Here is a 14,059-nt window from a genome sequence, read left to right on the forward strand (position 1 = left end):
TTTTGCTCCTTAATTCACGCGCGCGCCGGACGCGTCAAAATACAACGGGTTGTGGGGGCGTATTTTTATAATCTTTCCAGATGGGTAGTCCTGATGGACATCAATCAGGGTCACAACCGGGTGACCATTCAGGTCCAGGTGCAGCCGTGTTTGATCTCCCAGATGCTCGGCGCGTATAACACGCGCCTCGCTGCCTTCGCCTTCGATGATGTTTTCTGGGCGCAGGCCGATCTGCGGGCCTTTGTGATCGCCTCCGAACAACTCAGACGGCAGGATGTTGATCCGCGGCAGACCCAACCGGCTGGCAACGTAAACACTGCCCGGGTTTTCATAGATATCCCGGGGTGTTCCGTATTGAACCAATCGGCCGTTTTCCAAAACGCCGATATGGGTCGCCATTGTCATGGCTTCGACCTGATCGTGGGTCACATAGAGCAAGGTTGACCCCAGATCGGCTTGAATCCTCTTCAACTCGACTCGCAAATCCGCCCGTAGCTTGGCGTCCAAAGAGCTGAGCGGTTCGTCCATCAGGAAGATCTGTGGATCGCGCACCAGCGCCCGTCCGATCGACACACGCTGCATTTCGCCACCAGACAGTTCGGTGGCTTTGTTGTCCAGTTTGTGCGGAATCTGCAGGATTTCCGACACTTCGTTGACCTTCCTGACGATCTCATCCTCTGGCGTCTTTAGGATCGGCGACCGCAGCGGGAAAGACAGGTTCTCACGCACCGTCATATGCGGGTACAGCGAGTATTGCTGGAAGACCATCGCCACATCGCGCTGGGCAGGTGTATCTATTCCAACGTCACGCCCGGCAACGCGCACCGTTCCTGAATCCAGTTTCTCAAGTCCGGAAATCAATCTCAGCGTCGTTGTTTTTCCTGCGCCTGTCGGGCCCAATAACACCACAAAAGCGCCGTTGGGGATCGTCATTGAGATGTCATCCACCGCCTTAAGGTTGCCGAATGACTTCGAGATATTCTCCAACACGACTTCAGCCATTGCTTAGTACCTCGTCGTTCAGAGCGGACCTCAACGCGCGCCCGGTAGACTTTTCAAACAGGGTTACTGCGGGAGAGCGAAACTCTAATCCTACCGTCTCGCCGGGATTAACGGTTTCGCGCGCATCAATCCGGGCTTTCAGCTCTCCGTTCGGGCTTTGCAGCGTCACGATCTGGGTGGTTCCCAAATATTCTGCGGCCAGGACCTTGGCCCGGTAGGCGCTGTCGTCTGATAGAAAAACATGCTCGGGGCGAACGCCGAAAACCAAGTCACCTTCCGCGCCTTCCATCAGTTTGGGCACGGCTTCGTCATGACCATTCAGTCGAACCATTTCCGAGCCAGGCGCGACCTTTTCTTGAAATGGCAGGAAGTTCATCGAAGGAGACCCGATAAAGTCCGCAACGAACATTGTCGCTGGTTTGTCGTAGATTTCCTGCGGCGTACCAAACTGTTCGATCACGGCGTTGTTCATCACAACGATCTTGTCGCCCATTTGCATGGCCTCCAGCTGATCATGTGTGACGTACACAGTTGTCGCCCCCATGCGATCATGAAGCGCGCGTAATTCTTCGGCCATGTGTTCCCGAAACTCGGCATCCAAAGCGCCCAGCGGCTCGTCCATCATGAACGCCTTGGGTTCGCGAACAATCGCGCGCCCCAGCGCCACACGCTGCCTGTCGCCGCCTGACAACCCACCTACCGGGCTATCGAGTATGTCGTTGATCCCCAGAATTCTGGCGACTTCCTCGACTTTGGCTTTGACAGCAGCACGCGGCATGGCCTGCGATATCAGGGGGTAGCTGATATTCTTACGCACGTTCATATGCGGATATAGCGCGAACATCTGGAACACGAAGGCAATGTCTCGCTCTGATGGCGGCCGCTGGCTGATTTCTTCACCGTCCAGGTAGATTTCACCCGAGGTTGGAAGCTCCAACCCTGCGATCATCCGCAGCGTTGTCGTTTTTCCGCAACCGGACGGGCCCAGCAGCATGAAAAACTCACCATCCTCGATCGTGAACGAGCTTTCGCGGACAGCCGTGAAATCGCCGAACATCTTCTTTACGTTTTTGACTACGATCTGGGCCATTTCTACTCCGGGAAATGGCTGACGATGATGAACATGACGGTTCCGATCAGCGTGACGATGAAAGAGTATGTGAAGGCCCAAAGGACAAAGGGTTGCATCAGCATGAAGACACCCAGTGCGATAAGGATGGTTGCGACCATCTCCCATGGGCCGCGGCGGAGCCGCAGTAATCCGGTCAGAAACTCGCTCATTTGCGTACGGCTCCGAATGTGATCCCGCGCAGCAAATGTTTGCGCATCAGGATGGTGAAAATCATGACGGGGATCAGGAAGATTGTTGCACCTGCCGCCACAGCAGGCCAGTCCAAGCCGCCAATACCGATAATGGTCGGGATGAACGGTGGTGCAGTCTGCGCGTTGGCAGAGGTCAGCAGCACGGCAAACGCGTACTCATTCCAGGCGAAGATCAGGCAGAAGATGGCAGTTGACGCGATGCCTGTTGCGGCCTGCGGCAGCACCACTTTGTAAAATGCCTGAAACCTCGTGTAGCCATCTATGAGGGCGGCTTCTTCGTATTCTCTTGGGATTTCGTCGATGAAACCTTTTAGCAACCAGACCGCCAGGGAGATATTTACCCCTGTATAGAGCAAGATCATTCCCAGATGCGTATCGCTCAGCCCAAGGTTCCTGAACATCAGGAAGATTGGGATGGCGACAGCGACCGGGGGCATCATCCTCGTACTAAGAATGAAGAACAAAAGGTCATCCTTGAGCGGGACCTTGAACCTGCTGAACGCGTACGCGGCCAGCGTACCAAGGAAGATACTCAAGAAAGTCGAGCCAAATCCGATGATAACCGAATTCATGAAGCGCTCGCCGAACTTGGATGGCCCGACGATCACCATGTCGTATTGGCGCACGATTTCATCGGCCCAGTTCTGCGGTGGGTTCGCTTGCAGAAACTCCTGCGTCTGCCGTGTGCGCGTGGTGAAGAGGTTTACGTAGCCTTCAAGCGTTGGGTCAAACACCACTTTGGGCGGATAGCTGATCGCGTCGGCCGGGGACTTGAAACCGGTCAACAAGATCCATACCAGCGGGATCATCGTGATCAGCGCATAGGTGATCACCAAGAAGCCTGCGATCCACTTGGACCGGTTCGAAGGTTCTGTGACGGAAAAACTGCTCATCTCTGTTTCACCTTGTTCAGGGCTTTGACGTAGATCGATGCAAGGCCGAACACGGTGACGAAAAGGATGATCGCATAGGCTGACGCATAGCCCGTACGCCATTTTTCAAAGGCTTCGCGTTTCAGGTTGATCGAAGTGAGCTCCGTAACAGACCCCGGCCCACCGCCGGTTAGTTGCACCACCAGGTCGAACATCTTGAAGTTCTCGATCCCTCGAAACAGCACAGCGAGCATCAGGAACGGCAGCACCATCGGGATGGTAATCGTAAAGAACTGGCGCAGCTTGCTGGCCCTGTCGATCTCGGCAGCCTCGTAGATATAGTCGGGAATGCTGCGCAATCCCGCCAGACAGATCAGCATCACGAAGGGTGTCCACATCCAGGTGTCGACAATCACAATCGCCCACGGGGCCAACGTGACAGATCCCAGCATTTCAAAGCTAGACGGCTCCTTGCCGGTAAACCAAGACACGAGGTAGTTAAACAGGCCGATCTGAGGTTGATACAGGAACTTCCAGAAGTTGCCGACGACAGCCGGGGACAGCATCATCGGCAGCACTATGATCGTCGTCCAGAGATCGTTGCCCTTGAATTTCTTGTTGATCAACCATGCCAGCGTGAACCCAATCAGGACCTGGAAAAATATCGTCCAGAACAGGAAATGCGCCGTTGCCTGCATATTCAGCCAGGTGTCCGAGTCCGTCAGGATACGCTCGTAATTCCTGAGCCCGACATCTTTGACTTCACGCCCGATCCGGTTGGCTTTGTAGTTGGTAAAGCTCAGTTGGATGGTCCAGATCAACGGAAAGATGTTGATCGCCAGCAATAGAAATATCGTTGGTGAGATGAATATCCAAGCGATCGCGCGGTCGGATAATCCCCGGATTTTTCGCGCAACTCGCTCGGGCGTTGCCTGCGCAACGCGATCTACGGTCCTGTCAGACATCTCTTTGCCAATTCTTGTTGGTTTAGGACTCACGGGTGAAGGTGGAGCGAGATTGCACCCGCTCCGGCCTGTGTCCGGATTACAGCTTGCCTTCGTCTTCGAAGACTTCCGTCCAATCTTCGATCAGAAGATCCAACGCTTCCTGAGCTGTACCTTGGTCAGCAACCACGTAGTCGTGGATGCGTTTCTGCATTGCCAGCAGAAGCTCTGCATAGGCAGGCTCTTGCCAGAAATCCTGCACACCACCCATTGCTTCCAGGAAGTCACCGGCAAACGGTTGGCTGTCCACGAAACCAGGATCTTCCAGCACCGAGTTGTGTGCGGAGTATCCTCCAAGCTCCCACCATTTGGCCTGCACTTCCGGCTGCGCGAACCACTTGATGTACTCAAGTGCGGCGTCCTGTTTGTCGGAGTAGCTGACAACCGAGATACCTTGTCCGCCCAGCGTCGAACCTGCCTGATTTTGGGGTGGGTTCACGAAGAAGTCGATCTTGTCACCGCCCGTATTGGGGTCGGCATAGAGACCTGGAAAGAACGCAAACCAGTTCATGGCCATGGCGACCTGACCGGACTTAAAGGCGTCCAAGCTTTCACCCATGTAAGAGTTGGTATATCCCGGAGGCGTCGCCGTTTCGTAGAACTCCTTGTAGAACTCCAGAGCTTCAACCGCTTCGGGTGAATTTACCGCGCCTTCCATGTCGTATGAGCCCGGGGTGTTTTCGTATTTGAAGCCCCAAGGATACAGCGCTCCGGTCACACCCATGGTGATCCCTTCCGAGCCGCGCTCGGTAAAGATTGCGGCGCCATAGACGGTCTTGCCGTCAATCTCACGACCCTGGAAGAACTGAGCGATCTGCAGCAACTCTTTCTGAGACTGAGGCTCACGCAGGTCCTCACCAGTCGCCTCTTTGTATGCGGCTTGGATGTCGGGGTTTTCAAACCAGTCCTTGCGATAGAACCAGCCGTTTGCATCGCCCATAGCGGGCAGCGCGTAGTAGTTTGGTGTACCCTTAGGCCAGGTCGAGTAAGCATAAACAGTGGCCGGCGCGAAATCGTCCATGCTGATGCCTTCGGCATCGAAGAACTCGTTCAACTGCACATAGTGACCATTCTCAGCGCCACCACCGATCCATTGGCTGTCACCAATCAGCAGGTCGCAGAGCTTACCCCCAGAGTTCAGCTCGTTCAGCATCCGGTCCGCGAAATTCGGCCAGGGAACAAACTCGAAGTTCATTGTATGGCCGGATTCTGCTTCGAATTCTTTTGATAGCTCAACAAGCGCGTTGGCCGGGTCCCATGCAGCCCAACAAAGCGTCAGATCTTCAGCATTTGCCTTGGTAGAAAGAGTAGTAGCGGCAAGGACTATTGCGCTGGCAGAGGCCAGTTTTGTGTAAGTCATCCATTCCTCCCTTTTTGCGCCGTCAATCGAGGATGTGCGAATCGCGGCATACTTCCGAGGCTATTTGAGGTACGCACCTCAAGTCCAGATTTTTTTGAGGTTCGTACCTCAGGTGAACAAAGAAGGTCGTCAATTTCGCTTTTTAGTCATTGATTCTAAATGAACGTTTTGGTTTTCGATGGTGCGCATGTATTTTCAGCAGTGAGGCATTAAATGGCCAATTCTACTAAAATAGGCGCAGCTCACAATCGCGGCCAGGGTGCGGCGAACCGGTTTAGCGAACCCGCTTGTGAAGCTCTCACAGATTATTTGTTCGATACCTTTGAGGATTAGAGATAGCGTCAAACTGCTCGGACCACCCGGGATCGTGCATAGCTCATTTGGTCAGGTGCAGACGTATGAACACTCTCACTATCGTCAGATTGAACCGCTACCCAATTAAAGGCTTGAGTGCCGAGCCCATGCAAACCGTGACGCTGCGAGAAGGGGAGGGGATTCCGGGTGATCGCCTGTTCGGATTCGCGCGCTACAACTCCGGTTTCGACGCGCAGAACCCTCAGCCACTGCCGAAAGATCGCTTTGTTGTTCTGTTGAATGAGGCTGCACTGGCAGGCATTAAGACGAATTTTGATACTGAGACCCAAAATCTTGAGATCAAGGCGAACGGCAAAACTCATAGCTTCAATATGCAAGCCCCAGAAGATCGGATGAATGCGGCAAGATTCCTGTCTTCAGAGATCGATTTGAAAGATCCCGAACCGCCAGAATTCGTTTCGTCTGCTCCTCATCGGTTTACAGATGTGTCTGTCGTCTCACCTAAAATGATGAATGCGATATCCGTTTTGAATCTGGCGTCGGTGGAAAAGTTGAGCGAACAACTGAGCGCAGAAATCCACCCAGCACGCTTCCGGGCGAATATAGAGATCGATGGCTTACCCCCGTTTTCTGAGCTGAACGCAGTTGGATCAGTTCTTAGATTTGGCGATGTCGAGTTAAAGATACTCTCACGTACGAAAAGGTGTGCAGCCACTGAAGTGAACCCGGATACGGCCGAGCGGGACTTGAAGATACCTTATCTTATTCGGAAGTTGATGGGCCATACGGATATGGGTGTCTATGTCGAGGTGGCTAAAGGCGGAACGCTGAGCGTCGGCCAAACTGGCGAAATGTTAAATTGAATATTACTCCCCACGCCAAAGTGGCAGCCCCAGGCGGTTTGTCCTCCGTTCACTCAAATGAATTGTGTTTACTTTTTCGCTAGTCGTTTTCTTGCTCGCCCAGCCTGGCCAGCCCTGTTTAGGCAGGCTGCGAGATATCTTGCGATTCAGTTGTCCTCAATCCGCCGATCTTCATCAAAAGATCGACTATCGCGTCCACCCCTTGCCTGTGACGAAGTGATGAGAATAAGAACGGCCGCCCGTTGCGCATTCTGTTGGCATCCCGCTCCATGACGTCCAGCGACGCGCCGACATGAGGGGCAAGGTCGGTTTTATTGATTACCAGGATGTCTGACTTTGTAATCGCGGGGCCACCTTTGCGGGGAATCTCCTCTCCAGCGGCAACGTCGATGACATAGATGGTCAGGTCTGCAAGCTCCGGGCTGAACGTGGCTGAAAGATTGTCGCCACCGCTTTCGATCAAAACCACGTCGAGATCAGGATGACGCGTTCGCATTTCGGCAACGGCCGCCAGATTGATTGAGGCGTCCTCACGGATCGCTGTATGCGGACAACCACCTGTTTCAACACCGATGATCCGGTCCTGTGGCAAGATCTGCATGCGCATCAGCGCTTCGGCATCTTCCTGAGTGTAGATGTCATTGGTGATGACGCCGATTGAACAAACATCACGCAGCGCTTCGGATAGGGCGGCGGTCAAAGTGGTCTTGCCAGCGCCAACAGGGCCGCCAATCCCGACGCGCAAAGGGCCGTTCATCTGTGTCATGTACGAAACATCCTTGAATATTGGGTTTCATGTGTCATCGACGCGATGTCAGATAGAAACGCGGTTGAGGTCAGTTGGTCTAAGCCAGCCAGATGTGCATTCTGGGCGATCTGTTCACAAAGAGGTGTCAGGTCGCGGATCAGCCTTTGCGCATCCGTTTGACCCAAAGGCACCAGCCGCGTTGCGCAGGCGACCAGATTGCTGGCGAAGGCCTGCAGAAACATTTTGGCTGTTAGCAGGACCGGCAGGGCCTGCAAATGTGCGGCGCGTCCAACCGCGACAGGGTAGGAGAGTTGGGTAAGCTCTACTACCCACACATCCCCTGTTACTTGCCCGAATGCCTGGCCCAGCAAATTGGTTTCCATGACCCGTTCGGACGATGCGCAAAAGGCCCGGGCCATCGAATCGATATTATTCAACGCGTCGACGTCTTGCGCGTTGTAGGCCGCAAAAAGGAACAAGGCATCGTTCCAACCAGACCCATGTTCCAGCACATCCCAAATCCAGGCCTTGGCATCCTGCGCAGATGCAACGGCGCCAGCGTCGATAGCGGACTCCAATCCATGCGAATAGGCAAAGCCGCCTACTGGATAGGCCGGGGATAGCCATTGGGTCAGCGTCAGGATATCGGCGTCAGTGGGCGTGGCCATGTGTCCTGCCATGGCCATAGGCCCCGCCTTCGGGGGTGAAGGGTTCTCGCACTTCTCGCACCGTTGCGCCGATTTTCAGCAGCATGTCGCGGATAACGTGATCGATCTGAATCAGCAGACGTTCGGCTTCGATCTGACAGGGTGTATGGCGATTGCCAATATGCCATGCGATGCGCGCCAGGTCCGGGGCTGTAATCTCCAGCAGGGCTTCGGGTGCAGCCTGTATTTTTACTTGGCGACCATCGTCTAGAACCAGCGCGCCGCCATGGTTCAGAGAGGTAGTCTGTGCCAGATCCACCAGAACTTGCATACCGCTTTCGCATGTCAGCATTTTGCGGCGCAAGAACCTGTCGTCATATGTTAGCGACAGTTCATCAGTGGGATCACCGTGAAGATGATCTGAGTATCGGTGGGCAGTGCAGAAAAGGGCGGTCATAGATACGCCCCATCTGCAGTTGCGGTGTTCAGCGCCAGACGGAGTCCGAAAAGACGTGATACACGATTTGGTCGCGAGAGATGCCGCGCTTTTTCAGGTCTTCGTCGCTGAGCGATTGCAGAAACTCGATTTGCTTCGAGCGTGATCGCGCTTCGGCCACGGCTGTCATCCCGTTGTAAAATGCCTCGCCAACAGAGTGGAAGAAGCCAGCAATCGAAAAGCCAGTGCGTGGGTTGGTTGTTGAATGTGCCATCAGGACCTCCAGTAAACTGGTCTAAGTTGGTCCTCCCTTGGTTTTCATACTTGGTCATTTCGTCCTCGGTGAGTAGAGGGCCTTTCGTCATGGCCGCGTTGCATATGCTGCATTGCAGCACAAATATTGATCAGAATAAAAAGTATCGCTGTGCCATAGGTAGAACTTCGGCTGGCTGGCAGATCAGCAACTCGCCATCTGCGCGGACCTCGTAGGTTTCCGGATCGACTTCGACATGCGGGGTCGCGTTGTTTAGCAGAAGATCCTGTTTGCTGATCTCCCGCGTGTTTTGAACGGCTACGGTTTGCTTTGCCAATCCCAGCGTATCGCCAATCCCGTCGGCCTGAGCGGCTTGAGAGACGAAGGTGATGGCAGAGTTTTCGACCGAGCGGCCATAAGCCCCGAACATAGGGCGGCTGTAAACTGGCTGCGGTGTCGGGATCGAAGCGTTCGGATCCCCCATCTGCGCACACGCAATGGTGCCGCCCAGCAATACCATCTCGGGCTTCACGCCAAAGAAGGCCGGGTTCCATAGCACCAGATCGGCGCGTTTGCCTTCTTCAATGCTGCCGATCTCGTGGCTCAACCCATGCGCAACGGCGGGGTTGATCGTGTATTTGGCAATGTAGCGCCGGACCCGCAAATTGTCGTTCTCGCCGGTTTCTTCTGGCAGACGACCGCGTTGTCTCTTCATCTTGTCGGCGGTTTGCCAGGTGCGGATCAGAACTTCTCCGACCCGGCCCATGGCTTGGCTATCCGAGGCGATGATGCTGAAGGCGCCCATGTCATGCAGAATATCCTCGGCGGCGATGGTCTCGCGCCGGATGCGGCTTTCGGCAAAGGCCACATCTTCAGGGATGGATTTGTCGAGGTGATGGCAAACCATCAACATATCCAGATGTTCCTCGACCGTGTTCACAGTGAAGGGGCGCGTGGGGTTGGTGGATGAAGGCAGAACGTGGTTCTCGCCGCAGATCTTGATAATATCTGGTGCGTGGCCCCCACCTGCGCCTTCGGTGTGGAAAGCGTGGATCGTGCGACCTTTCATGGCGGCCACTGTGTTTTCGACAAAACCCGATTCATTGAGCGTATCGGTGTGGATCATCACCTGCACGTCCATCGCATCCGCGACCGAGAGGCAGCAGTCGATCGCGGCAGGGGTTGTTCCCCAATCCTCGTGCAGTTTCAGCGCACAAGCCCCGGCTTTGACCTGTTCTTCAAGAGCGACGGGTAGAGAGGCGTTGCCTTTGCCCGCAAATGCCAGGTTCATGGGAAACGCATCTGCTGCTTGCAGCATCCGTCCGATGTGCCAGGGGCCGGGCGTACATGTCGTGGCCAATGTGCCATGTGCCGGACCGGTGCCGCCGCCCAGCATCGTGGTCAGGCCAGAATGCAGCGCGTCCTCAATCTGTTGCGGGCAGATGAAATGGATGTGGCTGTCGAATCCGCCTGCTGTTAGGATGCGCCCCTCGCCAGCAATGGCTTCGGTCCCCGGACCGATGATGATATCGACGCCCGGCTGCGTATCCGGGTTTCCTGCCTTTCCGATCTTTTCGATGCGCCCGTCTTTGAGGCCCACATCCGCCTTGTAGATGCCCGAGTGGTCGACGATCAAAGCATTGGTGATGACCGTATCCACGGCCCCCGCGGCGCGCGTAACCTGAGATTGCCCCATCCCGTCGCGGATCACCTTGCCACCGCCGAACTTGACCTGTTCTCCGTAGAGCAGCGCGTTGTCACCGGTCCCTCCGGTGGCGGCTGCCCCGGCGCGCTCGGCGGTCAGGTCGCGTTCGACTTCGATGACCAGATCGGTATCAGCCAGCCGCAGCCTGTCGCCGGTGGTGGGGCCGAACATGGCGGCATAGTCAGAGCGTTTGATTGTTGCGGGCATTAAAGCGATCCCATGACTTTTTGGTTAAACCCATAGATCTCCCGCGCACCGCCGATCGGGATCAGCGAAACCTCGCGCGATTGACCCGGTTCGAACCGCACGGCGGTGCCTGGGGCGATGTCCAAGCGCATCCCGTGCGCGGCGACACGGTCGAACTCAAGCGCTGGGTTCGTCTCGGCGAAGTGATAATGCGAGCCGACCTGAATCGGCCGGTCACCGGTATTGGCCACCATCAGTGTCAGCGCCGTTGCGCTTGCGTTCAGAGTAATGTCGCCCTCGGCCGGGAACAGCTCTCCGGGGATCATTTGTTCAGCTTTGCAATCACCGCGATGGCGCCCAGAGCGATGAGAGCCAGGCCAACGCCCAGATTGATATAGTCCGTGCCATGGGCGTGAATATGCGTGTCGGTATGTGCCGCTGCAGGGCCAGCGAGGATGAAGGCGGGAAAGAGCATACGGATCATTTCAGAGTTCCTTTTTCAGCGGATGGGATTATGGACTGTCACCAGTTTGGTGCCGTCGGGAAAGGTGGCCTCGACCTGAACTTCGTGGATCGTTTCGGGCACGCCTTCCATGCATTGCGCGCGGCTGATCACCTCGGCCCCGGCCTGCATCATATCGGCGACGGACCGACCGTCGCGCGCCCCTTCGACCACTGCGTCAGTGATCAGGGCAATCGCCTCGGGGTGGTTCAGCTTGACGCCGCGCGCCAGCCGTTTGCGGGCAATTTCGGCAGCCATGGCAACCAGCAGCTTGTCTTTTTCACGAGGGGTCAGATTCATCTCAGATCATCCAGCATCGGGGTAAGGTATCGTCGCTCAATCGCCGCAGGATCGGGATCAGCACGCGGCGTAACTCAAAACTGTTTGGCGCCAGTATCCTGACGACCATCAGGTCATTTTTTACCAGCGTGGCCCCCGCGACCGTTTCCGGCAGCATCTTTCGGATCGCATCCAGCTGACCTTCGGCAGCTGACGAAACAAAGACGACCAGCGCCATTGCGCCGGCGCCGTTGGCGATGTTGGGTCTGGCCAAATGAGCATTCAGATCGCCGTTGAACTGCATCGCATCCAGAAAGATGGGTTTGCCGTTCTTTCGAATTTCGATCCTATCGCGCAGGCGAATGTCGGTCAGTACCTCGCCCATGGCTGCGCGCCCAAAGACCCAGGATTCTGCCATCAAAACCGAGGCCCCCGAGGTCAGATCGATATTCAGATGACGGTCGAGTGCGCTGCCTCCGAACAGTATTGTCTCTTGCGGTAACCAAGTGAGCCGGGCGCCAGCATCGATCTTCAACAGGTTTGATATCTGGCCCGGCGGTCCCGGTTTAGCCTGATAGGCACGTTCGCAGGCTTGTGTTGTAAGCGTCAGCGCCGTGCCCTCGGTTGCGTGACCCTGAAATTTGAACACATCCCCGCCTGTAATCCCTCCGGCGGTGTTCAACAGGACTGCATCCAGCGCATCCCCATCTGTCCGGGGGAACAGACATTTGAATGAACCTGATTGGCGAAACACATTCAGAACCGAGGTTTTGCCCAAACGTTTGGTGCTGAGACGAACCGATCCCTGCGCGCGCGGCGGCGCGGCGGTCATAGGGGGCGGTATCGGAGCGTGATGTGTAATAGCGGACCTGCAACGCAAAGAACTGTGTCGTCTGTTTTCCCTTTTGAGCGCCGGGACTCTATTCCAAGGGGCAGAATTCGAAGCGTTTCCTGAAGGGGTGTCTAAATTTTGGGCTTCACGCCGCCCAACTGATTAAAAAATAGTCAGGCAGGGCTGATCTGCGGAAATGATCAATCCACGAATTGATAATGATGCTGCAATGCAGAAACCGTAAGTGTGCCCACTTGGGGAAAACCAAGGGTGTGTGACGGCTGCGCGAATTGGACCTCGAACACAACCGCCACACGTAACGCAACAACAGTTGCGGGGATCAGGTAGAAGAGAAACGCGCCTTTGTGCAAGCCCTCTCTCCCGGCCCCGCCAGGAGGATTACATGAAATCGCTCAAATCTACGCTTGCCGGATCGGTTGTTTTTGCAGCTATGGCGACCGCTGCGTTGGCGGATGAAGATACGATCAAAGTTGGTGTTTTGCATTCGCTGTCTGGCACGATGGCAATCTCGGAAACTACGCTAAAAGACACGATGCTGATGCTGATCGACCGGCAAAACGCCAAGGGCGGTCTGCTGGGCAAGCAGCTTGAGGCGGTTGTGGTCGACCCGGCCTCGGACTGGCCGCTATTTGCTGAAAAAGCGCGCGAGCTGCTGACCGTGCATGAGGTGGACGTGATCTTTGGCAACTGGACCTCTGTCAGTCGTAAATCGGTTCTGCCCGTGATCGAAGAGCTGAACGGCCTTCTGTTCTACCCGGTTCAATACGAAGGCGAAGAATCCTCGAAAAACGTTTTCTACACAGGTGCCGCCCCGAACCAGCAGGCGATCCCTGCGACTGACTACTTCCTGGGCGAGCTGGGTGTTGAGAAATTCGCGCTGCTGGGCACTGACTATGTGTACCCGCGTACCACCAACAATATTCTGGAAAGCTACCTGAAGGGTAAAGGCATCGCGGACGAGGATATCTTCGTCAACTACACCCCCTTCGGCCATTCCGATTGGTCCAAGATCGTCGCGGACGTTGTTGCGTTGGGCGCCGACGGTAAGAAAGTGGGCGTGATCTCGACCATCAATGGTGACGCGAATATCGGGTTCTATAAAGAACTAGCGGCTGCGGGCGTTTCGGCGGATGACATCCCGGTCGTAGCCTTCTCGGTCGGTGAGGAAGAACTCTCGGGTCTGGATACGACCAACCTGGTCGGTCACCTGGCCGCGTGGAACTACTTCCAGTCGGCAGATACTGACGTGAATGCCGAATTCGTCGAAACATGGAAAGCCGCCATGGGTGAAGATCGTGTGACAAACGATCCGATGGAGGCACACTACATCGGCTTCAACATGTGGGTGAACGCTGCGACTGAGGCGGGCTCAACTGAGGTCGACGCTGTACGCGCCGCCATGTACGGGCAGGAATTCCCGAACCTGACCGGTGGCACTGCCGTGATGCTGCCAAACCACCACCTGGCCAAGCCGGTTCTGATCGGTGAGATTCAGGAAGACGGTCAGTTCGATATCATCAGCGAAACCGACGTCGTGCCGGGTGACGCATGGACCGATTTCCTGCCGGAATCGGCGGTTCTGATCTCGGATTGGAAAGAGCTGGGTTGCGGTATGTACAACACCGAGACCAAGACCTGCGTTCAGACCCTGTCGAACTACTAACCTTCTCGCAAGGCGGGTGTCATCGCCCGCCTTGCCCCAAAGACACCT

At 55.6% G+C, this 14,059-nt stretch carries 17 protein-coding genes; 2 read left to right on the forward strand and 15 right to left on the reverse strand.

Annotation, left to right across the window (positions count from 1 at the left end; genetic code table 11):
* Nucleotides 1-9: 9 nt before the first annotated feature.
* From ABLN87_RS11460 to ABLN87_RS11485, 6 genes are all read right to left on the reverse strand, one after another.
* Nucleotides 10-1,002: an ABC transporter ATP-binding protein gene (locus tag ABLN87_RS11460; RefSeq protein WP_353010332.1), complete on the reverse strand. Its 993-nt coding sequence runs from the start codon at nucleotides 1,000-1,002 to the stop codon at nucleotides 10-12.
* A complete protein-coding gene (locus ABLN87_RS11465) occupies nucleotides 995-2,092 on the reverse strand; it encodes an ABC transporter ATP-binding protein (protein WP_353010334.1) in 1,098 nt (365 codons plus the stop codon). The genes ABLN87_RS11460 and ABLN87_RS11465 overlap by 8 nt, the downstream gene beginning before the upstream one ends.
* Nucleotides 2,093-2,094: 2 nt before the next feature.
* Nucleotides 2,095-2,283: a hypothetical protein gene (locus tag ABLN87_RS11470; protein ID WP_155150119.1), complete on the reverse strand. Its 189-nt coding sequence runs from the start codon at nucleotides 2,281-2,283 to the stop codon at nucleotides 2,095-2,097.
* The gene (locus ABLN87_RS11475) at nucleotides 2,280-3,218 is read right to left on the reverse strand and encodes a carbohydrate ABC transporter permease (protein ID WP_170472685.1); all 939 of its coding nucleotides are present in this window, start codon (nucleotides 3,216-3,218) and stop codon (nucleotides 2,280-2,282) included. Before ABLN87_RS11475 ends, ABLN87_RS11470 begins: the two co-directional genes overlap by 4 nt.
* Complete coding sequence (locus ABLN87_RS11480; protein WP_353010337.1) at nucleotides 3,215-4,162, reverse strand: carbohydrate ABC transporter permease; 948 nt, start codon at nucleotides 4,160-4,162, stop codon at nucleotides 3,215-3,217. The genes ABLN87_RS11475 and ABLN87_RS11480 overlap by 4 nt, the downstream gene beginning before the upstream one ends.
* Before the next feature lie 79 nt (nucleotides 4,163-4,241).
* A complete protein-coding gene (locus tag ABLN87_RS11485; RefSeq protein ID WP_353010339.1) occupies nucleotides 4,242-5,561 on the reverse strand; it encodes an ABC transporter substrate-binding protein in 1,320 nt (439 codons plus the stop codon).
* A gap of 398 nt (nucleotides 5,562-5,959) precedes the next feature.
* Here ABLN87_RS11485 and ABLN87_RS11490 point away from each other — a divergent pair, with 398 nt between their 5' ends.
* Nucleotides 5,960-6,739 carry an MOSC domain-containing protein gene (locus tag ABLN87_RS11490; RefSeq protein ID WP_353010341.1) on the forward strand — a complete coding sequence of 260 codons (780 nt, stop codon included), beginning with the start codon at nucleotides 5,960-5,962 and terminating at the stop codon, nucleotides 6,737-6,739.
* A 118-nt stretch (nucleotides 6,740-6,857) separates the two neighbouring features.
* Here the strand turns inward: ABLN87_RS11490 and ureG are convergent, their stop codons facing one another.
* From ureG to ABLN87_RS11535, 9 genes are all read right to left on the reverse strand, one after another.
* Nucleotides 6,858-7,505, reverse strand: coding sequence for an urease accessory protein UreG (ureG, locus tag ABLN87_RS11495; protein ID WP_353010343.1), 648 nt, complete (start codon nucleotides 7,503-7,505; stop codon nucleotides 6,858-6,860).
* Nucleotides 7,502-8,155, reverse strand: coding sequence for an urease accessory protein UreF (locus ABLN87_RS11500; RefSeq protein ID WP_353010345.1), 654 nt, complete (start codon nucleotides 8,153-8,155; stop codon nucleotides 7,502-7,504). The genes ureG and ABLN87_RS11500 overlap by 4 nt, the downstream gene beginning before the upstream one ends.
* Nucleotides 8,139-8,591 (reverse strand): urease accessory protein UreE, encoded by a 453-nt coding sequence (locus tag ABLN87_RS11505; protein ID WP_353010347.1) that lies wholly within the window; start codon nucleotides 8,589-8,591, stop codon nucleotides 8,139-8,141. Before ABLN87_RS11505 ends, ABLN87_RS11500 begins: the two co-directional genes overlap by 17 nt.
* A 28-nt stretch (nucleotides 8,592-8,619) precedes the next feature.
* On the reverse strand, nucleotides 8,620-8,844 hold the full coding sequence (locus tag ABLN87_RS11510) for a DUF1127 domain-containing protein (RefSeq protein WP_353010348.1): 225 nt from the start codon (nucleotides 8,842-8,844) through the stop codon (nucleotides 8,620-8,622).
* A 130-nt stretch (nucleotides 8,845-8,974) separates the two neighbouring features.
* Nucleotides 8,975-10,735 (reverse strand): urease subunit alpha, encoded by a 1,761-nt coding sequence (gene ureC / locus ABLN87_RS11515; protein WP_353010350.1) that lies wholly within the window; start codon nucleotides 10,733-10,735, stop codon nucleotides 8,975-8,977.
* Nucleotides 10,735-11,040 (reverse strand): urease subunit beta, encoded by a 306-nt coding sequence (locus ABLN87_RS11520; protein ID WP_353010352.1) that lies wholly within the window; start codon nucleotides 11,038-11,040, stop codon nucleotides 10,735-10,737. The genes ureC and ABLN87_RS11520 overlap by 1 nt, the downstream gene beginning before the upstream one ends.
* Nucleotides 11,037-11,198: a hypothetical protein gene (locus ABLN87_RS11525; protein WP_353010354.1), complete on the reverse strand. Its 162-nt coding sequence runs from the start codon at nucleotides 11,196-11,198 to the stop codon at nucleotides 11,037-11,039. Before ABLN87_RS11525 ends, ABLN87_RS11520 begins: the two co-directional genes overlap by 4 nt.
* Before the next feature lie 15 nt (nucleotides 11,199-11,213).
* Nucleotides 11,214-11,516: an urease subunit gamma gene (locus ABLN87_RS11530; protein ID WP_353010356.1), complete on the reverse strand. Its 303-nt coding sequence runs from the start codon at nucleotides 11,514-11,516 to the stop codon at nucleotides 11,214-11,216.
* Nucleotide 11,517: 1 nt separating this feature from the next.
* On the reverse strand, nucleotides 11,518-12,327 hold the full coding sequence (locus ABLN87_RS11535; protein ID WP_353010358.1) for an urease accessory protein UreD: 810 nt from the start codon (nucleotides 12,325-12,327) through the stop codon (nucleotides 11,518-11,520).
* Nucleotides 12,328-12,730: 403 nt separating this feature from the next.
* On the opposite strand from ABLN87_RS11535, the gene urtA reads away from it, so the two are divergent.
* On the forward strand, nucleotides 12,731-14,011 hold the full coding sequence (gene urtA / locus ABLN87_RS11540; protein WP_353010360.1) for an urea ABC transporter substrate-binding protein: 1,281 nt from the start codon (nucleotides 12,731-12,733) through the stop codon (nucleotides 14,009-14,011).
* Nucleotides 14,012-14,059 lie beyond the last annotated feature (48 nt).

Origin of the sequence: Ruegeria sp. SCP10 (assembly GCF_040329495.1) — a bacterium.
In the GTDB taxonomy this organism is placed as follows: Bacteria; Pseudomonadota; Alphaproteobacteria; order Rhodobacterales; family Rhodobacteraceae; genus Ruegeria.